Origin of the sequence: Nonomuraea sp. PA05 (assembly GCF_008086045.1) — a bacterium.
GTDB lineage: Bacteria > Actinomycetota > Actinomycetes > Streptosporangiales > Streptosporangiaceae > Nonomuraea > Nonomuraea monospora.
The window spans coordinates 209,460-235,234 of record NZ_VSEY01000001.1 but is presented as its reverse complement, the minus strand read 5'-3'; the positions used below and the strand labels follow the sequence as shown (position 1 = coordinate 235,234).

Genomic DNA, 25,775 nt, shown 5'->3' with positions numbered 1-25,775 from the left:
CGGCGGAGCACCTGTTACCGCGCCCCGACGAGAGCGCGAAGGCGGAGTCATGAACGGCACCTGGATCCTGACCAAGCTGGCGCTCAGGCGGGAGCGCTTCATCGTCCCGCTCTGGCTGCTGCTGCTCGTCGCGCTCGCGGCCGGGCAGGTCCAGCGCTACGCCACCGGCATCCCCGACATCGCCGCGTTCGCCCGCGAGATGGCCGCCAACCGGGCGCTGACCGCGTTCGCCGGCGAGGTGCACTCCGCCACCCTGGCCGGCATGGCGGTCTGGAAGAACGCCGACGCCATCTACACCATTCTCGGCCTGATCATGATCCTCACGGTCGTCCGGCACAGCCGCGGCGAGGAGGAGTCCGGCCGCGCCGAGCTGGTGGGCGCCGGCGTGGTCGGCCGCCTGGCGCCGCTGACCGCCGCGCTCATCGTCACCTGCGGCTCGGCCGTGCTGGCCGGGCTGCTCACCGCCGCCGCGATGACCTCCGTCAGCGGCGACCCTGCCGGGTCACTGGCCTTCGGCGCCGCGATCGCCGCCGCCGGGCTGGTCTTCGCCGCCATCGGCGCGGTGGCCGCCCAGCTCACCCAGACCGCCCGCACCGCCGTCGGCGTGGCCGCCCTCGGCCTCGGCGCCGGCTACCTGCTGCGCTTCCTGGCCGACGGCAGCGGCCTGACCGCACTGAAGTGGCTCTCGCCGCAGGGCTGGTCGCACCTGGTCCGCCCGTACGGCGCCAACGACGTGGCCGTGCTGCTGCTCAGCCTCGCCTTCACCGCGGCAGCCCTCGCCCTGGCCTACCGGCTGCGCACCCGGCGCGACCTCGGCCACGGCCTGATCCCCGAACGCCCCGGCCCCGCCACCTCCGACCGGCTGCGCCTGACCTGGCGGCTGCACAAGGGCCTGCTCCTCGGCTGGACCGCCGGGTACGCGGTCGCCGGGCTGGTCCTGGGCGCCCTGGCCACCTCCATCGAAGAGGTCGCCCGGGAGGGCGCCGCCGTGCAGGAGTTCTTCCACCGCTACACCGCCTCGCCCGAGGCCACCATGACCGACGCCTACCTGTGGCTCATCGTGCTCAGCCTCGGCTACGTCTCGGCCCTCTACCCGCTGCTGGCCCTGCTGCGGCTGCGCAACGAGGAAACCTCCGGCCGCGCCGAACTCCTGCTGTCCACCCCGGTCTCCCGGCTGCGCTGGGTCGCAGGCCACCTGCTGTTCGCCCTGGCCGGGACCGCCCTGATCCTCACCGCCGCCGGCCTGACCATGGGCCTGGTGGCCGGAGAGCCCGGCAAGGTCCTCGCCGGCGCCCTGGTGCAGGTGCCCGCCACCTGGATCCTGGCGGGAGTCGGCGTGCTGGCCTTCGGCCTGCTCCCCCGCGCCGCAGCCGCGATCTCCTGGGCGGCCTTCCTGTTCGTCAACCTCTTCGGCGAGGTACTCGGCCCGATCCTCGGCATCGACTACTGGATCGCCAAGTACGCCGTCCCCTACCCCAACCTGCCCATGCTCGTCTCCGGCGAGCCCTTCACGATCACCGCGATCGCGGTCATGACAGGCATCACCGCGGCCCTCATCACGGCCGGCCTGACCGCCGTCAGACGCAGAGCGGTCGGCTGAACGACGCCTCGCCGCACGGGGGCGCGGTCATCGGGCCGCCTGGAGCCGGTTCACCGCCTCGACGACGGGCGCCGCACCGTCCTCCGCCGAGACCTGGGCCGCGAGCGCCCGCGCCCGCCACCGGAACGCCGGATCGCCGACGGCGGTGCCGAGCGCGGCGGCCAGCCGTCCGGACGTGAGGCGGCGGAACGGGATCGCGGCCGGAGCCACGCCGAGCGCCGCCAGTCTGGACGCCCACAGCGGCTGGTCGTTCATGACCGGCACGGCCACGGCAGGCACCCCGGCCCGCACCCCGCTCCCGGTGGTGCCGCTGCCGCAGTGGTGGGCGACGGCGGCCATCCGGGGGAACAGCCAGTCGTGCGGCACGTCACCGACCGCGAGCACGTCGTCCGAGAGCGGTCCGCGCGGGCCGGTCTGCAGCACGCCGCGCAGCCCGGCCCGCCGCAGCGCCCCCACGGCCAGCTCCGTGTACCGCCCGGTCCGCGCGCCCGCCAGGCTGCCGAACCCGACGAAGACCGGCGCGGGCCCGGAGGCCAGGAAGTCACGCAGCACCGGATCCGGCTCCCAGGCCCGCGCCAGGAACGGCCACCAGTAACCGGTGACCTCCAGCCCGGGCCGCCAGTCGGCGGGGCGGGGCAGCACCAGCGGGCTGACCCCGTGGAAGACCGGCCAGCGGGTGTCCTCCCTGCGCCGGTAGAGGTCGCGCGGGCTCATCGGTGGCAGCCCGAGCCTGGCCCGCAGCTTCGTGTTCGCCCCGGCGAGCAGCGGCGACTCGAACCAGAGCCGGGCCGCCCGGCGGTTCCCCCACCGTCCGAGCGAGCGGCGGAACAGGCTCATGACCGGCGGGAAGTCCCCGGTGGGTTCGATCGGCTGCAGGTGCACCCCCATGCTCGGCACGCCCATCGCCTCGGCGACGTGACGGCCCGGCGCTCCCGCCACGCCGAGCAGCAGCAGGTCGGCGTCCTGCTCGGCGAGCCCGGCGAGGCCGTCCATGAGCCGCCTGCCGTACTCCTCGAACGCGCGGACGGAGAAGCGGCCGGTCAGCGCGGTGAGGGGGTCGCCGGGAAGCGGCAGGTGCTCCAGGCCCGCGCCGGTCACCAGCTCCGCGTACGGCTGGTGCGCGGCGACGGCCACTTCGTGCCCGGCTTCGCGTAAACGTGCTCCCAGCCCCGTGTACGGCGCCACGTCCCCTCGCGTACCGGCGCCGACGATCAGAACCCGCATCCCCGCCACCCCATCCCCGTTTATCATGCACTCGCATGATAAACCTTTTTTCATGCACTCGCACGAGAAAGTAACGGGGTAGATGCCGAAGATCGTCGACCATGACGCCCGGCGGCGGCACATCGCCGAGGCCGTGCACCGCGTCATCCACGACAAGGGCATGGAGAGCGTCAGCCTGAGGGAGGTGGCCGCCGCGGCCGGGATGCCCATGGGGACGGTGCAGTACTACGTCACGACCAAGGACCAGATGCTGCTGCTGGCGCTGGAGCACTTCAGAGTCTGGATCGGGACCAGGGTGGCGGCCGTGGCCGCGCGCCGGTCCGAGCCGCTCGGCCTGCTGCGGGACACCGTGCTGGAACTGCTGCCGCTGGACGACGAGCGCCGCTACCTGAACCGCGTCGGGCTGGCGTTCCAGGCGAGCTCGGTGGTGGCCGCCGACCAGGCGGCGGCGATGCGGCTCGGGCTGCCGCACCTGCTGTCCTTCTTCGCCGAGCAGATCAGCGCCGCCCAGGCCGCCGGGCAGCTCGCCGCGCACCTGGATCCCGGCAAGGAGGCGAGCATCCTGTACGCCTTCGCGCAGGGCATCGTGAACGCCACCCTGGTCGGCCACTACTCACCGGAGGAGGTCGTGGCGGCGCTCGACTACCACCTGGCTCGGCTGCGCGCCTGACGCCCGATCGGCGCCCGGCAGCACCTCGAGCTCCCCGGCCAGTCGATCCTTGGAACGCCGGGCGGGCCGGCTCGTAGGCGTCCTGGGAGCGGGTGGCGATCACCGGCGAGTGGGCGCCCAGCCCGAGGGGGATCCGCGCCGGGTCGTGGCCGTGGTGCGCCTGCTGGCGGCCGAGCCGTGCCACACGCGCCCCCACGCCGAAGCCGTAGTAGCCGATCCGCTCGGCCCACCCGGCCAGGTCCACGGCGGCGCGCAGCCGGTCGTGCTCGGTCTCGCCGGGCAGCGACCACGCCGGATCGGCGGACAGCGGGGTGCTCGCGAGGAAGCGCGGGCTCACCAGGCGCTCGTCTCCACGGTGACGGCCGGGACCAGGTCGTCGCGCAGCGTCTCCAGGAACGTGACGACCTCGGCGGCGACCGCGCGGTGCTGCAGGTCGTTGAGTACGTCGTGGTGGGCGCCGCGGACCACGGCGAGCCGTGCGTTGGGCAGGGTCTTGGCGGTGCGGGTGATCGTGTCGCGGTCGGCCAGCGGGTCGGCGTCGCCGACGAGCAGGAGGTGCGGGATGGGCGCCGTGCTCTCGTACGCCGTGGTGAGGAGGTCCTGGGGCACGGCGCCGGACAGTGCGCCCCGCCGCACGGACGCGTCGCCGGTCAGGACGCCGCGGTGGGTGGGGCAGTGGGTGCGGACGTCGAGCTCGTCCGCCCAGCCGCCGTCGGCCCGCGAGCCGCTGCCGGGCAGCCCCGCGAGCACGACCGCATCCGGCCACCAGACCGCCGCGCCCGCCGCCGCGCCCGCCCCCGCGCCCGCCCCCGCGCCCACCGCCGAGCCCACCGCCGAGCCCACCGCCGAGCCGAAAGCCGCGCCCGCGCCCGCCCCCGCCGACGCCGACGCCGACGCCGAGGAGGCTCTGGTGAGCAGGGCGGCGAGGGCGGTGGCGCCCAGGTCGGCGCCCACCAGGACCAGCGGCCGTGGCAGGCCGTCCGCCCCCTCGGCCGCGAGGCCCTCGACGGCCTCCGACAGCCGCCGGGCGAGCGCGTCCAGGAAGGGCGCGACCTCGGAAGGGTCACCGTCCGGCAAATCCACGACCCGCACCCGGTAGGCGTCGAAGGCGAGCCGCGCCCCGAACCGCGCGTACGTCGCGCGGGTCTCGCCGCGTCCCGGCACGACGATGACCGTGCCTCTGGTCCGCAGCCCGCCGGGGGCGTGGAAGTCGGTGTTCTGCGTCATGTCCAACTCCGATCGGTCATGGGGAGGGGGGTGGCGAGGGCGCGCACTTCCGCGCGCAGCGCCCGCCGCAGCCCGGGATCCGGCGGCCGCTCGTCGCGGATCGACGGCACGGACGTCACGAGCAGGCGGGTGTACGGGTGCCGTGGGGCCAGAAGGATCTCCTCCGTGGTGCCCGTCTCCACCACCTGCCCGTGGTAGAGCACGACGACGCGGTCCGCGACGCCGCCGAGCGAGCCGAGGTCGTGCGTGATCAGCAGGACGCCGATGTCGCGGGTCTCGCGCAGCCGCGTCAGGAGTTCGAGGACCGTGATGCGCGTCGAGGCGTCGAGGGCGCTGACCGGCTCGTCGCAGATCAGCAGCCGCGGATCGACGGCGACGGCGCGGGCGATCGCGACGCGCTGCCGCTGGCCGCCGGACAGCTCGCCGGGGTGCCTGTCCAGCAGGTCGATCGGCAGCGAGACGAGCCGCGCGACGCGTTGCGCCGCCTCCCGCAACTCGGCGCGACTGTGCCCGCGGCGCGCGGCGTTCCCCAACGCGCCGCGCCGGTGCCCGCCGCGCACGGCGAGCCCCTCGACCAGGGTGTCGAAGACGGTGCGGTCGGGGTCGAGGCTGCGCAGCGGGTCCTGGAAGACGTACTGCACGGCCCCGCTGCGGCGGAACGCCCGCAACGCGCCGCCGCGCAGCCCGCCGACCTCGCGCCCGTCCACCGAGACGGTGCCGCTGCGGGCCTGCGCGAGGCCGAGGACGGCGCGGGCGAGCGTGGTCTTGCCGGAGCCGGTCTCCCCGATCAGCCCGACGATCTCGCCGGGCGCCACCGTGAGATCGACGCCGTGCAGGATCTCGGTGCGCTTGCGTCCGCGGCCGAGCGCGACGTGCAGCCCGGAGACGTCGAGCAGTGCGGTCATCGGCGGCTCCCTTGCTCACGCACCCGGTCGATGCCGAAGCGCTCGTGGTCGTCGATCAGCTCGCGCGTGTACGGATGGGCCGGGGCGCGCAGCACCTGCCGGGTGGGCCCCGACTCGACGACGCCACCGTCGCGGAAGACGTGGACGGTGTCGCACAGCTGCGAGACGACGGCCAGGTCGTGGGAGACGACGACGAGGGTGAGCCCCCGGTCGCGGCGCAGCTCCGTGAGCAGTTCGAGCACCTCGGCCTGCACGGTCACGTCGAGCGCGGTGGTCGCCTCGTCGGCGATCAGCAGCTCGGGGTCAGCGGTGATCGACATCGCGATGAGCACGCGTTGCAGCATCCCGCCCGACAGCTCGAAGGGGTACTGCGCGTAGACGTGCTCGGGGCGGCGCAGCCCCATGGCGTGCAGCAGCTCGACGGCCCGCTGCCGCGCGGCCCGGCGGGCCAGCCCCACCTTGACCCGCAGCACCTCGGCGAGCTGGGCGCCGACGGTGATCGACGGGTTGAGGTACGAGGCCGGGTCCTGGAAGACGGCGGCGAGGTGGGTGCCGCGCAGGCGCGCCCGCTCGGCGGCGGGCAGGGCGGTCAGCTCGGCGCCCCGCAGGGTGATCTCTCCCCCGGTGACCTCGACGCCGGCGGGCAGCAGCCCGAGGATGGCGCGGCAGGTCAGGGTCTTGCCGCTGCCGGACTCGCCGACCAGCCCGACGGCCGAGCCACGCGGGATGTCGAGGTCCACGCCGTGCACGACCTCGGTGCCGTCGGCGACGCCGACGCGCAGCCCGCGTACGGACAGCAGCGTCTCGCGCCCCGCGTCGGCGACCGGGCGGACGGCGGTGGCGGAGTCAGGCGAGATGGACACGGCGCGTTCCCCTCCTCATCAGCGTCCGCGCACGCCCGTGGTCGCCGCTGGTGTCCCTGATCGCGTCGGCGAGCAGGTTGAGCGCGCCGACGGTCGCCATGATGAACAGGGAGGGGAACACCGGACCGTACGGCCGCTGCGTCAGGTAGCCGAGGTCGCTGGCGACGATGCCGCCCCAGGTGGGTTCTGGCGGCACGACGCCGATGCCGAGGAAGGTCAGCGACGAGACGATCAGCAGGCCGCCCGCGGTGGCGTTCGCGGTGGCCACGACGAGCGTCGGCAGGATCTTCGACCACACGTGCGTGCGCAGCACCCGCCACGTCGAGGCTCCGAAGAGCTGCGCGGCCGTCACGTACTGCGCGTTGGCGTGGCTGAGCGCGGCGGCCCTGGTGATGCGGTAGAACGACGGCGCGAGCAGGATGCCGACGGCGATCATCGCCTGGTGGACGGCGTTGCCGAGGAGCGCGGCCACCGCGATGGCGAAGATCAGGAAGGGCAGGGCGATGAGCCCGTCCATGACCCGCAGGGTGATCCACTCGTAGACGCGCCCGAGGTACACAGAGGTGATGCCGGGCACGACGCCGATGACCAGCCCGATGGCGACCGCCTCGAACGCGGTGAACACCGACCCCGGCGCGCCGGCCAGAACCCGGCTCAGCACGTCGCGGCCGAGGTAGTCGGTGCCGAACCAGTGGGCGGCGCTCGGCGGCTGGAGGATGCCGGGGCTGTTGCGCAGCGGGTCGTACGGCGCCGCGAAGGGCCCGATCACCGTGAGCAGCAGCACGGCCACCAGCACGATCGCCGCGAGGGCGCCCGCGCGGGTGCGCAGGGCGTCGGTGACGGTCCTCATATCTCCCTCCTGGCGGCGGGGCGCAGCTTGACCAGCAGGACGTTGACGAGCGCGGACGAGATGAGCACGACGGCGATCGTCACGAGCAGGGCGCCCTGCACGACGGGCACGTCGCCGCCGAGCGCCGCGGTCTTGGTCAGCTCGCCGATGCCCGGCAGCGCGAACACGGTCTCGACGATGACGGCGCCGCCGACGAGCCGCGGCACGTGCATGCCGAGCACGGCGACCGCGGGGCCCGCGCCGTTGCGCAGCGCGTGCACGAGCACGACGCGCCATCCCGGCAGCCCGCGCACCCGCGCGCCCACGATGTAGTTCTCGTGCAGCGTGTCGGCCAGGCCGGTGCGCAGCTGGCGGGCGACGTCCGCGGCGGCGTCCAGGCTCAGTGCCACGCTCGGCAGCAGGAGGAAGGTAGCCCAGGTCAGCAGCCCCTCGGACGGCGGCGCCCAGCCGCCGGACGGCAGCACGGGAATGAGCAGCGAGAACACCGTGATGAGCGCGATCGCGGCGACGAACCCGGGGACGGTGGCCAGCACGGAGGTGACGACGGTGACGGCGCGGTCCAGCCGGCCGCCCTGCCGGACGGCGGCGAGGACGCCGGACACGCCGCCGAGCACGACGGCGATGAGCAGCGCCCCGGCGGCCACGGACAGACTGACCGGCAGCCGCTCGGCGATGCTCTGCGCGACGGGGATCTTCGTGAACCACGAGGCGCCGAGGTCGCCGTGCAGGGCGCCCCACAGCCACAGCGCGTAGCGCACCGGCAGCGGCTGGTCGAGCCCGAACGCCTCGCGCATCCTGGCCACGTCGGCGGGCGTGGCGGAGTCGCCGAGCACGACCGACGCGGGGTCCTGTTCCGTCAGCCCGCCGAGCATGAACGTGATGAAGGTGGACACGAGCAGCACGGGGACCGCGATCAGCAGGGCGCGGCCGAGGGCGGCGGCGGTCCGCCCGGCGGCCGCGGGCGCCGTGACGAGCCGCACTCCGTTCAGCGCGGTCATCGTTTCTCCACCCAGACGCCCTCGAAGCGCTGGATGTCCACCCAGTGCCGCAGGCCGTGCACCTTGGGGGTGTGCGCGGTGAAGCGCGTCACCGTGAACAGGAACACGTTCGGCATGTTCGTCACCGCGATCTTGGTGGCCTCCTGGATCGCCGCCGGGTAGGCGGGGTCCTTCAGGTCGTGGCCGCTCGCCTTCGCGACCGCCTCGGGCAGCCGGTCGGGGGTGGTCTTGCCGAGATTCATCAGCCCCTGCGGCCCGAACAGCACCTGCAGCGCCTGCACCGGCGACTGGCGGGCGTTGAACTGGTCGAGCACGAACGGGTACCTGCGGGTGATGTAGTTGTTGACGCCCGGCGTCTGCACGGTGAGCGTGGTGCGGATGCCGGCGGCGTTCAGCTGCTGCTGGATCAGCTCGCCGACGGGGTCGTCGGCCTTGCCCAGCGCGAGCTGGACGTCGATGCCGTCCGGGTGTCCCGCCTCGGCGAGCAGCCGCCTGGCCTTGGCCACGTCGTGCGGGTAGAGGTTGTCGAGCCGCGGGTCGTGGGCGACGTACCCCTTGGGGAACGGCTGCCAGACCGGCTGGCCGTAGCCGAAGTTGGCCGTCTCGACCAGCGCCTGCCGGTCGATGGCCGTGCTGATCGCCTGGACGACCTTGGGGTTGTCGAACGGCTTGACCGTGTTGTTCACGTCGAGGACGCGAACCGGCAGCACGTCGGTCGTCTCGACCGGGAATCCGGCGGCCTTGACCCCGCCGACCTGCGAGGCGGTGAGGTCGGCGACGTCGAACTGGCCCGACTGGAGCCCCGCGACCGCCACGGACGGGTCGGGCGTCGGCTTGAGCACGAAGTTCGTGACGAGGATCTGGTCCGCGTTCCAGAACGCGGGGTTCTTCACCAGCGTGGCCTGCGACCCGGGCACGTAGCTCTTCAGGATGAAGGGCCCGGCGCCGACCGGCTGGGTGGCCAGCTTCGTGGCGTCCTGCGACGCCGCCGGGCTGACGATCTGCCCGGTCTTGCCGGACAGCAGCAGCGGGATCTGGTAGTCCACCTGGGTCAGGTGCAGCGTCACGTCGGTGGCGCTGTCGGCGGTGACGCTCTCGACGGTGGCCAGTTGCGGCGCGATCGTCGAGTCCTTCGCGGTCTTGCCGCGTTCCAGGCTGGCCTTGACGGCGGCCGCGTCGAGCTTCGTGCCGTCGGAGAAGGTCAGGCCCGGCCGGAGGTGGAAGGTGACCGAGCGGCCGTCCTCGGCGTAGGTCCACGAGTGCGCGAGCCCGGGGACGGCCTCGCCCTTGGCGTTCACCTCGGTGATCCCCTCGTAGACGAGGGTCAGCGCGTGGACGTCGTTGCCGACCGCGGAGGTCACCGGGTCCCAGGTGGAGGGCAGCGACCAGCCCCAGGTGAGGGTGTCGCCGCGCTGGCCGCCCGCGGACGCGGTGACGCCGTCGCTGCCGGCCGCGCGGGAGGCGCAGCCGGTGAGCGCGAGCACCGCGACGGCGGCGATGATCGCCTTTCTCACGCTCATCCCCCTTGACCTGCGGCGATGAGGGCTTCCTCGCGGGCCGCGGCGCCGGCGCGCAGCAGCGGGACCAGCTCCTCGCCCCAGTCGCGCACGTCACGCAGCGGGTCGAAGCCGCGGATCAGGAAGTTGCGGATGCCCAGGTCGTAGTACTTGAGCAGGGCGTCGGCGACCTGCTGGGGCGTGCCGACCAGGGCGGTGGAGTTGCCGCCGCCGTCGGTGAGCCGGGTGACGCCGAACCAGAGCCGCTCGTCGTGCACGAGCTTCTCGTCCGCCTCGTCCTTCAGCCGCTGGGCGCCGACCGCCGTGTTCTCGCCGCGGCCGATCCGCCACGTCCCGCCGCCGTCGCGGGCGAGTTCGTCCTCGAAGGCGCGGCGGATCCGGGCGGCCTTCTCCCAGGCCGCGTCCTCCGTCTCGGCGACGATCGGGCGTACGGACAGGGAGAAGCCGATCTCGCGGCCGTGCCGCGCGGCCTCGGCGCGGATCAGGTCGACGCGCTCGCGCGTCTGCGCCAGGGGCTCGCCCCACAGGGCGTAGACGTCGGCCCACCGGCCGCCCACCCGGATCGCGTCGTCGGACTGCCCGCCGAAGTAGATCGGCACCTCCCCCTGCGGCTTGACCGAGCTGAACGCGCCCTCGTAGCGGTAGAACTCCCCCTCGTGGTCGAAGGGCTCGCCGGAGGTGAGGGTGCGCCGCAGCACCTCGATGAACTCGGCGGTGCGCCGGTAGCGGGCCTGCTTGCCCGCGAAGTCGCCGTCGCGCCGCTGGTCGGTGTCGCTGCCGCCGGTGATGTGGTGGATGGCGACGCGGCCCGCGCCGGTGAGGTTGTCCAGCGTCGCGAGCTTGCGCGCGGTGAGGGTGGGCTGGATGAAGCCGGGCCGCTGGGCGATGAGGACGCCCAGCCGTTCGGTGTTGTAGAGCACGTGGGCGGCCGCGGCGAAGCCCTCGGGCGAGCTGGCGCTGTGGGCGACGAGCGCGCGGTCGAAGCCGGCCTCCTCGTGGGCGCGGGCGAAGTCGGCGAGGTAACCGGGGTCGACGACGGGTCCCCGCCAACCGGCGCTCTCGGAGCCGTAGGTGGTCGAGACCATTCCCAGGATCTGGATCGACAAAGTGCGAACCTTTCGAACGTGTGGACTGAGCCGCTCAGCTGGGGCGAACGGCGCGACGGCAGGCGCTGCCTCGCCGGCGACATCGTGTCTGCTGGGTCAGGGTGGCTGGCTGGTTCACGCCCCTCAGCCTGCGGTCATGTCCGCCGGGGTGTCCAACGACGATTCCTCATCACCACCGATCACGACGGCTAATAAACCTTTACATTTGGTAGGAATAATGGGTATTGTGGCGGGCATGAACCGTACGCTGGACATCGCTCCGTTGCGCAGCTTCGTCGCTGTCGCCGACGCCGGCGGCTTCCAGCGCGCCGCCGACGCCCTGCACCTCAGCCAGGGGGCGGTCAGCCAGCACGTGCGCCGGCTGGAGACCGCGATCGGCCGCCCGCTGGTGGAGCGGCGCGGCCGCGGTTCCCGCTTCACCGCCGACGGCGAGAAGCTGCTGAGCCTGGCGCGCGGCATCCTGACGCTGCACGACGAGGCACTGCGCGGCTTCGACCACGAGGCGCGCGGCACCGTCGTCATCGGCTCGACCGAGCACGCGGCGGCCCAGCTGCTGCCGCACCTGGCGGCCACCCTCGACGGGGCCGCGCCCCGCTACGGCGTCAAGTTCAGGATCGACCGCGGGACCAAGCTGCGCGAGAGCTTCGCGACGGGGACCATCGACCTGGCCCTGCTCATCGGGCCCACCGACGACCCGCGCGCCACCCCGGTCGGCGACCTGGCCCTCACCTGGTACTCCGCCCCCGGCTGGACGCCGCCCCGGCGCGGCGAGCCGCTACCCGTCGTCGCCTTCGACAACCCCTGCGCGCTGCGCGACCGCGCCCTGGTGACCCTGTCGCACCACTCGATCCCGGTCTCCATCGCCGCCGAGGCCAACCAGCTCGCCGGCGTGCACGCCGCCGTCAGCGCCGGCGCGGGCGTGGCGCTGCTGGCCACGCTCGGGCAGACGCCGGAGGGCCTCGCGCCGCGCGACGATCTGCCCCGGCCGAAGCCCCTGCCGCTGGCGCTGTGGGCCCGCCAGGGCGTCGCGCCGACCGTCGCCGGGCGCGTGTCGCAGGTGCTCCGCCGCCTTCTGACGACCCCGGTACTGACCCCGGTACCGATCGGGGTGCCATCCCTCGCCAAAGGAGCTTGATGCCTGTTCAGCCGTCCGACGGAGGCTTCGTCCGCACGCCCAGCGGCGTGCTCGTGCCCGGCGACATCGACCCGTTCCACCGGACCCTGCACCACGTCGCCCCGGGCGGCCTGATCGGCCAGACCTCGCAGACCTCGGGGATGAAACGGCTCGAAGCCGTCAGCGGCAAGACCGTCGGCGCGCGGAACCTGTGGATGGGCCAGACGCATGTCGCCGCCTCGACGTCGTCGGGCGACCACCACCACGGGGCGTCCGAGACCGCGATCTACGTGGTGTCCGGCAACCCCGTCTTCGTCTTCCTGGACGTGGAGGGCGACGAGCCGGTGGTGCACCGGATCCGGACCGGCCCCGGCGACTACGTCTTCGTGCCGCCGTTCGTCCCGCACCGCGAGGAGAACCCCGACCCGGACTCCGAGGCCGTCGTCGTCATCGCCCGCACGACCCAGGAGGCGATCGTGGTGAACCTCGACGGCCTCGACTGGTCCGCGGTCAGGCTCTGACCCGTCAGCGCCGGCGTCGAGCTCGAACGGGGCGGGCCCTTCCGGGTGGCCAGCGCAGCGTCTGGGCGCCGATGACGGACAGCACCCGCAGCTTCTCGTAGCTCTCACCGGTGTGGACGAGCAGCGAGTGCGCCTGGGCCGGGTCCGCCAGCCGCTGGCAGGTCAGCTCCAGGGCGCCCGCTCGATCTCGGCGTGGGCGAGGCAGCGGCCCGGTCGCGGCAGGCTCAGCCGTACCGGCAGCATGCCCGGCGCGGTCCGTGACGGGTGCACGTGCCGGAAGACGGCACCGTGCTGGCTGGTGACCACGGCCCTGCGTAGCGCCTCCGTCGCATGACTGGTGCGACCGCGAAGCGAACATCAGTCACGCGACGGAGGCGGCCGTCATCGCGATCTTCGTAGGGTGCGGGCATGACCAAGCGACCTGAACCCGCCGGCGGTCAGGTAGCGGCCACGAGCGTCGCCCTGGCGGTGGCGGCCCGGTCCCCGCGAGGGGCGGTGCGAGCCGGGTGCCGAAGATCTCGCGCGTACGGGCGGCCGCGCTCGCGAAGCGCTCGCGGCCAGGATCACAGCGGAAAGGATCACACCATGTCGAAGAACGTGCTGGTGACCGGCGCCTCCACCGGAATCGGCCGGGCCACCGCCCTGCTGCTGGCCCGTGAGGGCTTCACCGTCCACGCGGGGGTGCGCAAGGACGCCGACGGCCAGGCGCTCGGCCCCACCGTCACCCCGATCAAGCTCGACGTCACCGACGCCGGGCAGATCGCCGACGCCGTCCAGCGGCTCGGCCACCTCGACGCCCTGGTCAACAACGCCGGCATCGGCGTCACCGGCCCCCTCGAATTCGTCCCCCTGGACGCGCTGCGCCGGCAATACGAGGTCAACGTCTTCGGCCAGATCGCCGTCACCCAGGCCATGCTGCCGATGTTGCGCGCCTCGCGCGGCCGGGTCGTCACGGTCGGCTCGGTCGGGAGCTGGATCACCCTGCCCTTCGGCGGCCCGCTCTGCTCGTCCAAGCATGCCATCCGCTCACTCAACGACGCCCTGCGCATGGAGCTCAAGCCGTACGGCGTGGCGGCCGTCCTCATCGAACCCGGCTCCATCCACACCGACGCCGTCGACAAGCTCGAGGACGAAGTCAAGCCCCGCCTGGCCTCGCTCGGTGAGGAAGGGCGGCGGCTGTACGGCCAGGCGTACCGCACCATGACCACCGCCGGCCTCAAGGAAGAGCGCACCGGATCCAGCCCCGACGTCGTCGCCCGCGCCGTCCTGCACGCCCTCACCGCGCGCAAGCCTCGCTCCCGCTACCCCGTCGGAAAGAAATCCCGCCTGATGAGCACCATGGGGCGCATCGTTCCCCAATACACCCTCGACGCCGTACGCATGCGCGTGCTCGGCCTGTCCTGAACGGAGCCCACCATCATGACCCAGCTCTCCGGCGCCGAAGCCCTGACCGCCCTCGACCCCGTCTTCGCCCAGTGCGCCGTGAGCGCGGGCCACAACCTCTGGGGCCTGCCCCACCTGACCATGCGCGAGAAGGCGTTCGTCTGCCTCACCGCCGACCTGTGCCATCCCCACCTCGGCCAGCCCCTGGCCATGCACCTGCGGATGGCCCTGGACCACGGGGCCGACGCCGAGGCGATCCGGGAGCTGTACCGGCATCTGGCGCCCTATGCCGGCTATCCGATCCTGGTCACCGCGTTCCAGCGCCTGACCGAACTCGGCCTGCCGGAGGCGCGGGACGACAAGCCCGTCGAGCCGACGCCGCTCGCCGGGCCGCTCGCGCGAGCCGTACACGCCCTGGAGAACGTGGATCCTGGCCTGGCCGCTTTCACCGAGGACCAGCTGGCCCAGCGCTGGGCGCGTCCGCACCTCAGCGTCCGGGAGCGGGCCATCGCCTGCCTGGTGGTGGACGTCTTCTACCAGACGCTCGGGGAATCCCTGCGCCTGCACGCCGAGCTCGCCAAAGCGGCGGGCGCCACCGACGACACCCTGCGCGACCTGCTCCGCGGCGTCGCCGAATTCGGCCTCCCGAGAGCCTGGGCCGCCGCCCGAGCCCTGCACCTTTAGCCGCATAGGGGACAAGGGCGGGCCTTCCCCTCACAGCGAGACGAACGACCAGGACGATGCGGTTGGCGAGACCGAAGAAGCCCGAGGGTCTTGAGTTCGTCGGCGACAGCGACCATGAACGCGGCGAGCAGCACTCCAGCGGTGCGCTGGTTCTCGCAGCCGAGCGGGGCCGAAGTAGCCGAGGGAAGGATCAGACGATCACCACGCGACGGCGTCGTCCACGCTTCGGGGCGGCGGATTCTGCGGCTCTCTTCTCCGGGGACATGACTCTTCCCCAGCCTTCCCCGGACCGAGGGTTCCCGCGCACAATGGATCATGACATCGAGCGCACTCGTGGCGGGCGATCCCGCGCGTGTCGGCGCCTACGCCCTGGCGGGCCGGCTGGGCGCGGGCGGGCAGGGGGTCGTCTACGAGGCGTACGGGCCCTCGGGCGAGCGGGTGGCCGTCAAGGTGCTGCACGCCGCGTCCGCCGGGCTGCGTCCGCCGGACGGCGAGGTGGCCGCGTTGTCGCGGGTGGCACCGTTCTGCACCGCCCGGATCGTGGACTTCGATCTCGCGGCCGAGCGGCCGTACATCGTCAGCGAGTTCGTGCCCGGGCCGAGCCTGCGCGCCGCCGTCCAGCGGCACGGGCCGCTGCGGGGCGACCAGTTGCACCGGCTCGCGGTGGGGGTGGCCACGGCCCTGGTGGCCGTGCACCGTGCGGGCGTGGTGCACCGCGACCTCAAGCCGGACAACGTGCTGCTGGGCCCGGACGGGCCGCGGGTGATCGACTTCGGCATCGCCCGGCTGCTGACCGGCTCGGTGACCTCCGGCACCCGCGGCGCCGTGGGGACCCCGCTGTACATGGCGCCCGAGGTGTTACGCGGGGTCCCCGCGGGGCCGGAGGCCGACGTCTACGGCTGGGCGGCCGTGCTGCTCTACGCCGCGTCAGGCCGCCCGCCGTACCGGGCGCAGGCGCACACCGTGGAGTTCCCCGAGCCGCTTCGCTCGCTCGTGCCCGCCGGGCTGGCCGAACGTCCCGAGGACCGGCCGACGGCGCGAGACCTCCTGCTGAGCCTGCTCGAACGCCGGGCGGACCGGCAAGATCTGGCGGAGGCGGGCAACCGCGCGGCCGGTGCCGTCGGGTCGCGCGACGACCCGGTGGAGCCGCCGCTGGGCGAGCGCGCCGAGCTGGTGTTCGCGGCGCTGCCCGAGCCGGTGCAGGCCGCCGTGCCGGGAATCCTGGTACGGCTCGCCGGGCCGGGCGACCAGCTCAGATCCGCCGCCCTGGACGAGCTGGGCGACGACCCTGCGGTGCCGGCCGCCGTCGAGGCACTGTGCCGGGCCTCGTTCCTGACCGCGACCGGCACCAGCAGCGGAACGGGGGCCGGGACCGAGATCCGGATCGCCGCTCCCGCGCTGCCCGTCGCGTGGCCGCGGCTGCGCGGCTGGCTGGCCGAGGAGCGGCCGGGGCTGGCCGATCACGAACGCCTGCGCGACGCGGCACGGGCCTGGGCCGCCCACGGACGTAAGGACGCCGACCTGCACCAGGGCTCGGCACTCGAACGCGACAACCGGTGGGCAGGGCAGGCCAGGCGGAACCTGCGGCTCAACGGGCTCGAGCGGGAGTTCCTGGCCGCGTCCGCCGCGCTGGCGGGCCGCCGCCGGCGTCGCAGGCGGCTGTCGCTGATCACGCTGGCCGTGCTGCTCGCGGTGACGGCCGTCCTGGGCACGGTGGCCGAGACGCAGCGCCGCGTCGTCACCGCGCAGCGCGACGAGGCGATCGCCCGCAGGCTGGCGGCGCGGGTGCCGGAGCTGCGCCTGCACGCCCCCTCCACGGCGTTGTCGCTCAGCGTCGCCGCCTGGCGCGTCTCGCCGGTGCCCGAGGCGCGGGTCGGCCTGCTGGCCTCGCTGGGGCAGGCCGACGTGAGCACGGGCATCGACGGCGAGTACGTCGCCGTGCCGGGCGGCCACGTCCTGACCTGGAACGGCGACGGCGCGACGGTGCGGGATCCCGCGAGTCGCGAGACCCTGGGCCGGGTACGGTCGCCCCGCTGCTGCGCCGGCAGTTTCCTCTCCCCGGACGCGTCCCTCCTGGTGGCTCTCGACTCCACGCAGTTCACCACGCGCCTGTTCGACGTCCGCGGGGGCGGGCTGCGCCGTGAACTCGATCTAGGAGGAAACGACGCGGTCTTCAACGCCCGCGGTGACCGGGCGGTGATCCTCACCCATCAGTCCGACAGGCCCGTCTCGGTCATCGATCTGCCGGACGGCGCCCTGGTGGCCTCCCTGAACAAGCAGAACGTCACGGCGGTCGCCCTGAGCCCCGACGGCGGCACGCTCGCGCTCGCCGACGTGCGCCACCGCGTCGAGCTGGTGGACCTCGCGTCGGGCCGTGCCACGCGTACGATCGACGTCCCGCTCCCCGCAGGCGAGCAGGAGCCGTACCACGGCCAGGTGTCGGCACTGCGGTTCACCCCGGACGGCAGGACGCTCCTCACGCACGACGCCGAGCTGCGGTTCTGGGACGCGGGCACCGGCGCCGAGCGCACCGGCCACCCGGGCGCGGGGCAGCGCGTGGACGACTTCGCCCTGGATGCGGGCGGGCGGTGGCTGGCGAGCGTGGCGGACGACGCGATCCGGCTGCTGGACCTGCGCACGAGCAGGCAGGCGACCGTGGTCTTCAGCCTGCCGTCGCAGGTGGAGGAGCTGGCGTTCACGGGGGACGCGCGCGGCCTGGCCTACACGGTGCGGCCCGGAGGGGTGCGCTACGCGGACCTGTCGTCCTACACGGCGCCGCCACGGCTGTCGGGGCTGGGCGAGGAGGCCACGCACGCGGCGCTCGCGGTGCGGGCCGGGCGTGCGGCCACGTACGGACCGGACGGCGTCAGGGCGTGGGATCTCGCCACTCGCCGCCAGGTGGGCCCGGCCATCGTCTTCGCCGCCCCCTCGCCCGGCGCCGTGAACGAGCCGTCGCCCTGCGCCGAGCTGCCCGAACACGTGTTCCAGGGGGTGAGCCTCAGCCCGGACGGGACCCGCCTCGCGGCCGTCACGCCGGACGGGGCGGTCCGCGTGAGCGACGTCGCCACCGGCCGCGAACTGGCCCGTCTCCTGAAACGCCCGCCTCGCCGGCGCGGCGACCTGTGGGAGGTCAGCGGCGTCGGGTTCGGCCCCGACGGGAAGACGATCGCCGTCAGCGCCACCTACTCCGCGGCGGGCACCTGCCGGCGCGAGCCCGTCGTCCAGCTCTGGACCGCCGCGCCCTCATGGCGGCTCGCGCACACGACCTCACCCGCCCGCGGGCCGTTCGCCTTCCTCCCCGACGGGCGGCGGCTGGTGGTGCTCGACGACGACGGGCTCGTGCTCGTCGACGCAGGGTCGGGCAAGATCGTCCGGCGCGTCGGCACCGGCGACATCGGCATCGCCCTGGACGGTCTCGCGCCCGATCCCCGCTACGCCCTGACCGGCGTCAACGCCCTCTACCTCGCCGATCTGACGACCGGCCGCCTCGTCGAGCCGCCACTGATCGGCGACTCCGGCGTCGAGCTGGCCGCGTCCTCGCCCGACGGGCGCACGCTGGCCACGGTGGACAGCGCCCAGCGGGTCCGCGTGCGGGACACGTCCACGGGGCAGGCCGCCGACCTGCCTTTCCCGGGGGGCGCCGGTCCCGTGCTGGCCCTCGCCTTCTCCGCCGACGGGGCCACGCTCCACGCTCTGACGAGCGACGGCGTGCTGTTCGCCCATACCACCGACGCGGAACGGGCGGCGGCCCTGCTGTGCGCCCGCGTCGGCGGTTCCCCGCCGGCGGCCGACTGGTCGCGTTACGTGCCGGAGCTCCCGTACCGGAAGGTCTGCTGACACCATCGTCACGCTGATCAGGTCATTCGGGGCTCCGCCCGGCAGGCGTTCAGTCCGACGAGTTCGCGGTTCCCGCAGTGCGGCGCGTCCACCCCGCGGAGGCGGTCACGGGCCGGTCGGGATGGTTCCGGCGCACGCGCGGGTCGTGGTACTGCGTGGACAGGACGATGTGGGTGTCCATCTGGCCGTGCTTGCCGATCTGCTCCAGCACGCCTTCGAGATGCGCCAGCGACGAGGCCCTGACCTTGAGCATCGAGCAGTGCTGCCCGCTCAGCTTGTCGATCTCGACCACCTCCGGGTAGTCCTCGGCGGCTGAGCTCTTCAGCAGGCAGGAGCTCGGAGCGCAGCGCAGTTCGATGTAGGCCTGGATGGGGAAGCCGGCCGCGACGGGGTCGATCTGTGCCTGATAGCCGACGATCACGCCGCGTCGTTCCAGGCGGCGGATCCGTTCGGCGACGGCCGGCGCGGACAGATGCACCCGCCGGGCCAGTTCGTTGTAGGACAGCCGGGCGTCGGCCTGCAACTCCTCTATGAGCTTCCAGTCGAGGTCGTCCAGGTCACTTTCCGATCGAAAGGAATGCACGCCGCTCACTTTACAATCGCGTCCAACGATCACCTGGGTACGCCTCGATGGCCATGTCCTGTGAGCTCCTGGCTGCCTAGGGTGAAACCCGTGATCAGAGACGGGCAACCGAGCGGAGCCGACGTGCTGCCGGCCCGGGCCTGGCGGGACTTGGCGCGGCGGGTCACCGGCGTCGTGCTGATCGACGGTTCCGCCGGCTACGACGCGGCGTTCAGACCGGCCGGGCAGCGCTTCGGTGAGGTTCGCCCGCAGGCGGTGGTGCGTTGCCTGGCGGCCTCCGACGTCGTGGTCGCGCTCGATTTCGCCAAGCACAACGGCCTGCCGGTGGCGGTACGCAGCGGCGGACACGATTTCGCCGGGCGCTCCACCACCACCGGACTGCTCATTGACCTCGGCGAGCTCACCGGAGTCTCCCTCGAAGACGGGAATGTGCACATCGGCGCAGGTACGCGGCTCGCCGACGTGTACGGGCGCCTCGACCGGCACGCCCGCACCCTGCCCGCCGGGAGCGGCCCTTCCGTCGGCATCGCCGGGCTGACCCTCGGCGGCGGTCTCGGCTTCCTCGGCCGTGTCTGGGGGCTGACCTGTGATCGGCTCGTCGGCGCGCGTGTCGTCCGCGCGGACGGCAGCCTCGCCCACTGCGACGAGCGTGAGGAGGCCGACCTGTTCTGGGCCCTCAGAGGCGGTGGTGCCGCGGGGGTCGGCGTCGTCACGGAGCTGACGTTCGCGCCGGTTTCCTCCCCGCGGTGCACCGCGGTGGAGCTGCGGTGGGACTACCGGCACGCCGCCCAGGTCATCGATGCCTGGCAGAGGTGGAGCCCGGACGCACCGGACGAACTCGCCGTGAGCTTGCTGCTCACCGTCCCGGCCGAGCAGCACGGGCGGGCGCGGGTGAGCCTGTTCGGAGTGTCCGCCGGGTTGTCGCCCGCGCACACCGACGACCTGCTCGACGACCTCATCGCCACGGCCGGGGCACGCCCGAGGAGCCGGTGGCGCCGGCAGGCGTCGTGGACGGACACGCAAGCCACGCTTGCCGCGCGCGTGCCCGGCGGTGATGGCGGGCACCTGTTCAGCAGGTCCGGCTTCTTCCGGCAGGACATACCGCCGGGACCGCTCGACGTCCTGGTCGATCAGCTGGTGGCCGACCGGCGGGCCGGCGAGTCCCGCGAACTCGACCTCACGCCGTGGGGTGGCGCCTACAACCGCGTCCCGTCGCATGCCACAGCGTTCCCGCATCGGAGCGAGCGCTTTCTGCTCAAACACACCGCCACGCTGCGGCCGGCACCGCCCGGCGCCGTCCCGCCGGAAAGTGATTGGCTGCGGCGCTCCTGGCAGACAGTCCAGCCCTGGTCCAGCGGCGGCGTGTACCCCAACTTCCCCGATCCCACTCTCGCCGATCCTGGACGCTCCTACTGGGGCGGCAACCTTGCCAGGCTGGAGCGGGTGAAAGCGGCTCACGACCCGCACGGCATCCTGCCAGGCCTGCACCTTCGAGAGGATTCACCATGAGCGACCGGCCCGTCCAGCCCGACGCCTCACCGATCGGCGACGCGCCCAAGCCCCCGATCACCGACCGGGCCGTGTTCCAGGCCGAGCTGGACCGGCTTCGTATCCGGGAGAAGGCCCACACCCGTGAGGGTGACGCACTCGCCGCCGCCCGGCGCCGCCTGCCGATGGTCGCGGTCGATCCACGGACACCGCTGACCGGGCCGAAGGGGCCGGTGCCGTTGATCGAATTGTTCGACGGCCGGTCCCAGCTGATCGCCTACTTTCACATGTGGCACCCCGGCCGGCCCGCCGCCCAGCAGTGCGAGGGCTGCACCTTCAACACCTCCCACGTCAACGAGCTGGCCTACCTGCACTCCCGCGACGTCAGCTACGCGGTCCTGTCCGAGGGCTCGTACGAGGAGAGCTCCCGATACCGCGACTTCATGGGCTACACCGTTCCCTGGTACTCGGTGCCGCGGGAGTCGGTGGACCGGCTGATCGCCGGCCGGTACTTCGGCATCCTGGTCTGCTACCTGCGCGACGGTGACCAGGTGTGTGAGACCTACTGGACCTCCGGCCGCGGCAACGAGGCGATGGCGCCCTCGTACGGACTGCTGGATCGCACCGTCTACGGCCGCCAGGAGAACTGGGAGGACTCGCCGAAGGGCTGGCCGCAGCGCTGGGGCTCCAAAGGCGGCCAGTTCCGGTCGGCCGACGGCCGTCCGATGGCGCAGCAGCCGCGCCTGCGGGCAGGGCGCGACGACGACCTCGGCCCGCTGCCGGACGGGCCGACCAGATGCACCTGCCCGCTGCACGACTGACCGCGGCACCATGGCGGTCATCGCCGGCAGCACACGCCCAGGACGCGACGGCGAGGCCGTGGCCCAGTGGGCCGGCGACCTCGCGGGGCGGTCACATGGCCAGGAAGGGTCTCCCGTGCGAGATTCGCCGTGACGGTGGCGTCTTCAATTCCCCTCGTGGTCGAGGGCGGCGACCTCGCGTACGGCCTCGGCGATGGCGCGATAGTCCTTACGCAGGATCGAACCGTGGTTGCTGGCGACTTTCGCGCTGATCTGGATGTTCGGATTGCGGGCAGTCACAGCGGGGAGGCTGGCGCGTACCTGTTCGTGCCCGCCTTGGCTCCCGAAGGACTCCCCGGAAGCGACCACGTAGCGCGCCGGGACGGTGATGGCGTCCAGCACAGGGCCCAGGTCACGCTCGCGGGCGATCTTGCCGACCTCGATGTTGCTGTCTGCCAGCTGGTCGCCGGTCATCCGTGGAGCCATGCCGAACGGGCGCAGCAGCTGCATGGGCCACCAGATCCGCTTCCATATCTTGCGCATCCCCGGTTCCATGGACTCGTCGAACCAGTCATAGGGCTGCGCGCCCTCCACCAGGACCGCGCCCACGGTACGAGCCGGATTCCTGCTGGCCCAGTGCGCCGCGACGAACGCTCCATAGGACCAGCCCACCACCACCGCCCGGACCACACCCTGGGCTGCGAGGACAGCATCGACATCGCGGATGTTCGTCTCGAACGAATAGTCGGCCGAACGCCGCGACTTACCACGCCCCCGCATGTCGTAGGTGACATGCCGCCAATCCGGCCCCAACTCGGCGAGGACCCGCCGCCACTGCCGCTGAACGGCGGCGTGGCCGTTGAGGTAGATCACGGGGACACCGTCGCCGCCGGTGTCAGTGACGGCTAAGGCCGTATCGTCCACGGGGACCATGCCGGTCCTGTGGGATCGCTGGCTGGTCATGGTCTCTCCTCACTCGCAGAAGACGCGCAGGTGGCCATCGGGCGCCTCCATCTCCACGATCGTCTCGTCGAGGTGCTCCACGAGCGCCTCCAGCTGTGCGGGCTTGAGCTGGGTCAGGTCGATCGGCACGCCCGCCTTGACCAGCTCGGCGTTGGCCCGATCCAGCGCCCGCGGCGGGATCAGGGCGACGAGCCGTACACCGGCTCGCAGCAGTTGCAGCGGCACCCGCACGTTGAGCCGCCCTGACTCACCGTCCTCGAGAAACTCCATCTCCAGCCGCAGGTACTTCGCCCTGCCCTTCGGCCGGGGCTCGATGCGCGAAGCCGCCGGCGACTGGTCCCGTTCGAGCGCGACGAGGAGCCGCTCCGCCTCCTCGGCAGTGATCTTCTCCTCGACCAGCATGTCGAGGACGTCCTTGCGCTGTTCGTTCATCGAAACCTCTCCTACCGGATGGATACGAGCACCGCCGTACGGCTGTATTCGGCGTCGACCCGGGTGCCGGGCAACGCCGAGACGACGCGCCAGCCGGTGCCGAGCGCGCGCACCAAGCTGATGCTGAACACGAGGCAGGCCACGGCCGCGCCCAGAACGGCCAGGACCATGACCGGTGAGAGGACGAGCACCACGGGCAGGACCGGCACCCAGATCCGGATGGCCCGCTGGTCTGGGCGTTCGACCCGTACGGTCACCAACTGCGGCATCATGACCGGCCCTCCAACTCGGACAGGGCCTGCTGTGCGGTGATCTCGCCACGGCGCAGCCGATCGATGATGTCGGCCCGCGATGGGGACGGATCGGTCTCGACGAAGTCGAGCGTCTCCGAGATCCGCTTCAGCCGTCCCTTGATCGTCGGGTAGCTCACCCCGAAGATGCGTTCCATCTCCTTGATGGAACCGTGGCACCGTACGAACGCCGTGACGAAGACCTGATCCTCGACGCTGAGCTGCGCCAGTTGCGGCAGCTCGAACTCGCCCTCGATCGCGACGCCGCTGTCTGCCAGGCGCACCCGCTCGACGACGAACGGCCGGCCCCGGGTCAGGCTGGTGAGTTCCTGCCAGTCCATCGTCTCTTCCGTCATACTTGAAGTTATATCCGATGCGGCGTTAACTTTTATGATGTTGATCTTAATTTTTTTGAGGTGATTGAGCCTCGTCGCCCACTCCACCTCTACTGCCGACGGAGTGGACGCCTCCGCCAGTTCTCGCGCCGACGCGGTACGCGCGAACTTCGGGCACCCGCGACGAGCTCGCCACCGTCTTCGGCATCCCCGCCACCGACGGGCGCGTCATCTCGCCGTTCGCCGGCGGCGCGTCCGGCAACGCCGCCCGCTACCGGCCGCACACCGTGATCGCCGCCCACCCCGATGCGCGGCCCCGGCTACTCCACCGCCACCTTCCCTCGAAAGCGCCCTCGACGAACTCGCCCACGAACTCGGCATCGACCCCGTCGAGCTGCTGATCGGCACCGGCGTGGCATCCGCGGTCCACGACACCCTGCGCGCCCCGGCCCGGGCCCGGGCCCGGCTCAACGGCCCTGGTCGAATCCGCCACCAGTGACATGGGCCCCGGCGCCTACGCCTCCATGACCGTCAACGGCAAGAAGGATCGGATGGTCCCTGAAGAAGTACCTGAGTAGGCCACTCATGGGCTGTTGAGCCATCGTACGGAGACGCTGGACCGCTCCGCTGCTCGATACTTCTCCTGTGGTCAAACCGATGGCACGTATCGTTGCGGCGGCGATGTCAGCCGCCGTCCTTTCGGCGTGCGCGCCGGATCTCGAGGCGTCAGGTCCGCGTGGCCCGATCCCGAACACCTGGGATCGGGCCGCCCGTGAGGTCGCCATCCCGGGCGTCGACTTCGCTCTGGACAAAAGGGTGATACTCATCGATGCGCATCATGCGTGGGCGTACGTCGACGCGTGCCCGGAGACCTATCCGCTGAAGGAGTCCTGCCGGTCCGCTCTGGGTGTCACGGCGGACGGAGGCAAGACCTGGGAGCGGGTGACCATGCCCGGGCGAACAAGCGAGATGGAGTACAACACCGGGCTCGACGACTCCCCTCGATGGTTGCCGCTCAACGCCACCACCGTCTCCCTTGTCACCCGCGATGAGATCCACCTGACGCGCGATCAGGGGGACACCTGGTCCAGGTACCCCTTGAGCGAGCCTCCACTGGAGACCCAGCTCGCAGCGAATCTGGGTGACAACTTCGGAACCCGGCTGGGCGACCATGCCTATGCGTGCCCGGACACCGGCATGCTCGAGCGTCCGGACGAGAACTGCGAGTTCACGCTGATTCGGCTGGGCACCGGCCCGGTTTCGCCGCGACCACCGTTTCCTGGGCGCCCTGCCATCGTCCAGCAGGGCGGCGACGGACGGATCTGGCTGACCCGCACCACCGGCGAGAACGAGATGCGCACCTCCGTGAGCGCAGACGGCGGTAAGTCCTGGAAGGATCTGCCGCCGACGACCATCGGCAGCCTCCAGTTGTCGCCTGACGGTTCGAGGGCCATCATCAGCCATCACATAACGCAGTGGCGGCTCGACGGTGAGCGATGGGTGAAGTTTCCCGGGATGTATGGTCATCGTCAGATGGGTTCCGCGGTCGTGCGGGACGATGGGCAGATCGCCGGTGTGCTTGAGCAGAAGGCGGTCTACTTGTCCGCCGACAACCGCATCACCGAGATCGCCGGCATGCCCGCGGTGGACATCGTCACGCAGCTGGCCGATGGCGCAGTCGTCTTCCATACCTGGGTGGATTCCGACATCCAGTACGTCGGTACCGGCCAGGGCTGGTACACCTTGATCGCTTAGCCCGGCCGCAGTCGGCGGCCACGCCGCGATGGGCTCGCGCGCGAGAAGGCTCGGGTGCTGAGCGGCAAGTTGCTGGGCTGTGGCGCTCGATCTTGTCGTGATCAGGACTCGTCGGCGGAGTGGATCGAGGTCGGCCCGGCCGTCTTCATGGTGCACATGGGGCCGTTGCTCCAGGGCAGGGTGCGTCGGGCGGTGACAGCGGCCTGGTTCAGGCCGTGCACGACGCGTGAGGGCCCGCTGGAGGTCTGCACCTCCGCCGAGCCGAGGACCGCGGCGCGGCATGGGCGTTCGTGACGGTCGGACAGGCCAGGCGAAGGAGCACGGCGGATCGTCCAGCCGCACTGATCACCCGGACCGGGATTCGGTGACGAGGAGCCCCCCTTCCCGTTCATCCTCGTCGGCTCTCGCGGAGTATCCGGAGAACTCGCGAATGGCGATGATCGCCGTGTTCATCGCCCGCCACGCGTTCTGGAGCTCTCTCACCTGAGGATCGCGCTCCAACTGATCGATGGGAACCCGCTTGAAATGGTCATTCAACGGTCCGGAACGGGCGAAGGAGGGGCTCGCGCTTCGGGTCCCGGGTCGTTCGCTCCACGGTTTTGGTCCGGCCCGCCAGGCTCGGGGCCGGAA

The 25,775-nt window shown here is 72.3% G+C and carries 25 protein-coding genes; 10 read left to right on the top strand and 15 right to left on the bottom strand.

Translation table 11 applies throughout. The features are described 5' to 3' along the window. Positions 1–49 precede the first annotated feature (49 nt). Positions 50–1,600 carry an ABC transporter permease gene (locus FXF51_RS01110; protein ID WP_148432301.1) on the top strand — a complete coding sequence of 517 codons (1,551 nt, stop codon included), beginning with the start codon at positions 50–52 and terminating at the stop codon, positions 1,598–1,600. A gap of 27 nt (positions 1,601–1,627) precedes the next feature. On the opposite strand, the gene FXF51_RS01105 is transcribed toward FXF51_RS01110, so the two are convergent. Next, positions 1,628–2,851, bottom strand: coding sequence for a glycosyltransferase (locus FXF51_RS01105; protein ID WP_222871066.1), 1,224 nt, complete (start codon positions 2,849–2,851; stop codon positions 1,628–1,630). Between the two features lie 55 nt (positions 2,852–2,906). On the opposite strand from FXF51_RS01105, the gene FXF51_RS01100 reads away from it, so the two are divergent. Continuing rightward, positions 2,907–3,494 (top strand): TetR/AcrR family transcriptional regulator, encoded by a 588-nt coding sequence (locus tag FXF51_RS01100; RefSeq protein ID WP_148432300.1) that lies wholly within the window; start codon positions 2,907–2,909, stop codon positions 3,492–3,494. 333 nt (positions 3,495–3,827) lie between these two features. Here the strand turns inward: FXF51_RS01100 and FXF51_RS01095 are convergent, their stop codons facing one another. From FXF51_RS01095 to FXF51_RS01065, 7 genes are read right to left on the bottom strand one after another with little or no spacing between them, the layout of a single operon-like run. Continuing rightward, positions 3,828–4,721 carry a serine aminopeptidase domain-containing protein gene (locus FXF51_RS01095; RefSeq protein ID WP_148432299.1) on the bottom strand — a complete coding sequence of 298 codons (894 nt, stop codon included), beginning with the start codon at positions 4,719–4,721 and terminating at the stop codon, positions 3,828–3,830. Further along, on the bottom strand, positions 4,718–5,626 hold the full coding sequence (locus FXF51_RS01090) for an ABC transporter ATP-binding protein (protein WP_148432298.1): 909 nt from the start codon (positions 5,624–5,626) through the stop codon (positions 4,718–4,720). Before FXF51_RS01090 ends, FXF51_RS01095 begins: the two co-directional genes overlap by 4 nt. Further along, positions 5,623–6,489: an ABC transporter ATP-binding protein gene (locus FXF51_RS01085; RefSeq protein ID WP_262379232.1), complete on the bottom strand. Its 867-nt coding sequence runs from the start codon at positions 6,487–6,489 to the stop codon at positions 5,623–5,625. The genes FXF51_RS01090 and FXF51_RS01085 overlap by 4 nt, the downstream gene beginning before the upstream one ends. After that, a complete protein-coding gene (locus FXF51_RS01080) occupies positions 6,473–7,339 on the bottom strand; it encodes an ABC transporter permease (RefSeq protein ID WP_148432297.1) in 867 nt (288 codons plus the stop codon). The genes FXF51_RS01085 and FXF51_RS01080 overlap by 17 nt, the downstream gene beginning before the upstream one ends. Then, positions 7,336–8,337, bottom strand: a complete 1,002-nt coding sequence (locus FXF51_RS01075; RefSeq protein WP_148432296.1) for an ABC transporter permease — start codon at positions 8,335–8,337, stop codon at positions 7,336–7,338. Before FXF51_RS01075 ends, FXF51_RS01080 begins: the two co-directional genes overlap by 4 nt. Then, positions 8,334–9,851: an ABC transporter substrate-binding protein gene (locus tag FXF51_RS01070; RefSeq protein ID WP_187414095.1), complete on the bottom strand. Its 1,518-nt coding sequence runs from the start codon at positions 9,849–9,851 to the stop codon at positions 8,334–8,336. Before FXF51_RS01070 ends, FXF51_RS01075 begins: the two co-directional genes overlap by 4 nt. Positions 9,852–9,853: 2 nt before the next feature. Continuing rightward, positions 9,854–10,960: an LLM class flavin-dependent oxidoreductase gene (locus FXF51_RS01065; RefSeq protein ID WP_187414094.1), complete on the bottom strand. Its 1,107-nt coding sequence runs from the start codon at positions 10,958–10,960 to the stop codon at positions 9,854–9,856. A gap of 235 nt (positions 10,961–11,195) precedes the next feature. Between FXF51_RS01065 and FXF51_RS01060 the strand changes: the two genes are divergently transcribed. After that, on the top strand, positions 11,196–12,095 hold the full coding sequence (locus FXF51_RS01060; protein WP_148432294.1) for a LysR family transcriptional regulator: 900 nt from the start codon (positions 11,196–11,198) through the stop codon (positions 12,093–12,095). Next, positions 12,095–12,595, top strand: coding sequence for a cupin domain-containing protein (locus FXF51_RS01055; RefSeq protein WP_148432293.1), 501 nt, complete (start codon positions 12,095–12,097; stop codon positions 12,593–12,595). Before FXF51_RS01060 ends, FXF51_RS01055 begins: the two co-directional genes overlap by 1 nt. Positions 12,596–12,757: 162 nt before the next feature. Here FXF51_RS01055 and FXF51_RS60360 read toward each other — a convergent pair whose 3' ends face one another. Then, positions 12,758–12,901, bottom strand: coding sequence for a hypothetical protein (locus FXF51_RS60360; RefSeq protein ID WP_187414093.1), 144 nt, complete (start codon positions 12,899–12,901; stop codon positions 12,758–12,760). A gap of 279 nt (positions 12,902–13,180) precedes the next feature. On the opposite strand from FXF51_RS60360, the gene FXF51_RS01045 reads away from it, so the two are divergent. From FXF51_RS01045 to FXF51_RS01035, 3 genes are all read left to right on the top strand, one after another. After that, the gene (locus FXF51_RS01045; RefSeq protein WP_148432291.1) at positions 13,181–13,999 is read left to right on the top strand and encodes an SDR family oxidoreductase; all 819 of its coding nucleotides are present in this window, start codon (positions 13,181–13,183) and stop codon (positions 13,997–13,999) included. Between the two features lie 15 nt (positions 14,000–14,014). Next, a complete protein-coding gene (locus FXF51_RS01040) occupies positions 14,015–14,662 on the top strand; it encodes a carboxymuconolactone decarboxylase family protein (protein ID WP_148432290.1) in 648 nt (215 codons plus the stop codon). Positions 14,663–14,977: 315 nt separating this feature from the next. Next, complete coding sequence (locus FXF51_RS01035; protein WP_148432289.1) at positions 14,978–18,499, top strand: serine/threonine-protein kinase; 3,522 nt, start codon at positions 14,978–14,980, stop codon at positions 18,497–18,499. A gap of 49 nt (positions 18,500–18,548) precedes the next feature. Here FXF51_RS01035 and FXF51_RS01030 read toward each other — a convergent pair whose 3' ends face one another. After that, on the bottom strand, positions 18,549–19,082 hold the full coding sequence (locus FXF51_RS01030) for an Lrp/AsnC family transcriptional regulator (RefSeq protein WP_148432288.1): 534 nt from the start codon (positions 19,080–19,082) through the stop codon (positions 18,549–18,551). Between the two features lie 90 nt (positions 19,083–19,172). Between FXF51_RS01030 and FXF51_RS01025 the strand changes: the two genes are divergently transcribed. Both FXF51_RS01025 and FXF51_RS01020 read left to right on the top strand, forming a co-directional pair. Beyond that, positions 19,173–20,591 (top strand): FAD-binding oxidoreductase, encoded by a 1,419-nt coding sequence (locus FXF51_RS01025; RefSeq protein WP_222871065.1) that lies wholly within the window; start codon positions 19,173–19,175, stop codon positions 20,589–20,591. Beyond that, entirely contained in the window at positions 20,588–21,391 is an 804-nt protein-coding gene (locus tag FXF51_RS01020; RefSeq protein WP_148432286.1) for a DUF899 family protein, read from the top strand. Before FXF51_RS01025 ends, FXF51_RS01020 begins: the two co-directional genes overlap by 4 nt. Before the next feature lie 144 nt (positions 21,392–21,535). Here FXF51_RS01020 and FXF51_RS01015 read toward each other — a convergent pair whose 3' ends face one another. Genes FXF51_RS01015 through FXF51_RS01000 form a run of 4 tightly spaced genes read right to left on the bottom strand, consistent with a single transcriptional unit; the run spans position 21,536 to position 23,411 of the window. Then, on the bottom strand, positions 21,536–22,333 hold the full coding sequence (locus tag FXF51_RS01015) for an alpha/beta fold hydrolase (protein WP_148432285.1): 798 nt from the start codon (positions 22,331–22,333) through the stop codon (positions 21,536–21,538). A 9-nt stretch (positions 22,334–22,342) separates the two neighbouring features. Next, positions 22,343–22,765 (bottom strand): SHOCT-like domain-containing protein, encoded by a 423-nt coding sequence (locus tag FXF51_RS01010; protein WP_148432284.1) that lies wholly within the window; start codon positions 22,763–22,765, stop codon positions 22,343–22,345. An 11-nt stretch (positions 22,766–22,776) separates the two neighbouring features. Beyond that, positions 22,777–23,037 (bottom strand): hypothetical protein, encoded by a 261-nt coding sequence (locus FXF51_RS01005; protein WP_148432283.1) that lies wholly within the window; start codon positions 23,035–23,037, stop codon positions 22,777–22,779. Next, the gene (locus FXF51_RS01000) at positions 23,034–23,411 is read right to left on the bottom strand and encodes a DUF2089 domain-containing protein (protein WP_222871064.1); all 378 of its coding nucleotides are present in this window, start codon (positions 23,409–23,411) and stop codon (positions 23,034–23,036) included. Before FXF51_RS01000 ends, FXF51_RS01005 begins: the two co-directional genes overlap by 4 nt. A 636-nt stretch (positions 23,412–24,047) precedes the next feature. On the opposite strand from FXF51_RS01000, the gene FXF51_RS00990 reads away from it, so the two are divergent. After that, positions 24,048–25,145, top strand: a complete 1,098-nt coding sequence (locus FXF51_RS00990) for a hypothetical protein (RefSeq protein ID WP_148432282.1) — start codon at positions 24,048–24,050, stop codon at positions 25,143–25,145. Between the two features lie 101 nt (positions 25,146–25,246). On the opposite strand, the gene FXF51_RS60355 is transcribed toward FXF51_RS00990, so the two are convergent. Beyond that, entirely contained in the window at positions 25,247–25,396 is a 150-nt protein-coding gene (locus tag FXF51_RS60355) for a hypothetical protein (RefSeq protein WP_187414092.1), read from the bottom strand. Positions 25,397–25,775: the final 379 nt, after the last annotated feature.

Coding starts and splice junctions, on each gene's coding strand:
- FXF51_RS01110 (WP_148432301.1), top strand. CDS start 50: ATGAACGGCACCTGGATCCTGACCAAGCTGGCGCTCAGGCGGGAGCGC.
- FXF51_RS01105 (WP_222871066.1), bottom strand. CDS start 2,851: ATGATAAACGGGGATGGGGTGGCGGGGATGCGGGTTCTGATCGTCGGC.
- FXF51_RS01100 (WP_148432300.1), top strand. CDS start 2,907: ATGCCGAAGATCGTCGACCATGACGCCCGGCGGCGGCACATCGCCGAG.
- FXF51_RS01095 (WP_148432299.1), bottom strand. CDS start 4,721: ATGACGCAGAACACCGACTTCCACGCCCCCGGCGGGCTGCGGACCAGA.
- FXF51_RS01090 (WP_148432298.1), bottom strand. CDS start 5,626: ATGACCGCACTGCTCGACGTCTCCGGGCTGCACGTCGCGCTCGGCCGC.
- FXF51_RS01080 (WP_148432297.1), bottom strand. CDS start 7,339: ATGAGGACCGTCACCGACGCCCTGCGCACCCGCGCGGGCGCCCTCGCG.
- FXF51_RS01075 (WP_148432296.1), bottom strand. CDS start 8,337: ATGACCGCGCTGAACGGAGTGCGGCTCGTCACGGCGCCCGCGGCCGCC.
- FXF51_RS01060 (WP_148432294.1), top strand. CDS start 11,196: ATGAACCGTACGCTGGACATCGCTCCGTTGCGCAGCTTCGTCGCTGTC.
- FXF51_RS01055 (WP_148432293.1), top strand. CDS start 12,095: ATGCCTGTTCAGCCGTCCGACGGAGGCTTCGTCCGCACGCCCAGCGGC.
- FXF51_RS01045 (WP_148432291.1), top strand. CDS start 13,181: ATGTCGAAGAACGTGCTGGTGACCGGCGCCTCCACCGGAATCGGCCGG.
- FXF51_RS01040 (WP_148432290.1), top strand. CDS start 14,015: ATGACCCAGCTCTCCGGCGCCGAAGCCCTGACCGCCCTCGACCCCGTC.
- FXF51_RS01035 (WP_148432289.1), top strand. CDS start 14,978: ATGACATCGAGCGCACTCGTGGCGGGCGATCCCGCGCGTGTCGGCGCC.
- FXF51_RS01020 (WP_148432286.1), top strand. CDS start 20,588: ATGAGCGACCGGCCCGTCCAGCCCGACGCCTCACCGATCGGCGACGCG.
- FXF51_RS01015 (WP_148432285.1), bottom strand. CDS start 22,333: ATGACCAGCCAGCGATCCCACAGGACCGGCATGGTCCCCGTGGACGAT.
- FXF51_RS01010 (WP_148432284.1), bottom strand. CDS start 22,765: ATGAACGAACAGCGCAAGGACGTCCTCGACATGCTGGTCGAGGAGAAG.
- FXF51_RS01005 (WP_148432283.1), bottom strand. CDS start 23,037: ATGATGCCGCAGTTGGTGACCGTACGGGTCGAACGCCCAGACCAGCGG.
- FXF51_RS01000 (WP_222871064.1), bottom strand. CDS start 23,411: ATGACGGAAGAGACGATGGACTGGCAGGAACTCACCAGCCTGACCCGG.
- FXF51_RS00990 (WP_148432282.1), top strand. CDS start 24,048: ATGGCACGTATCGTTGCGGCGGCGATGTCAGCCGCCGTCCTTTCGGCG.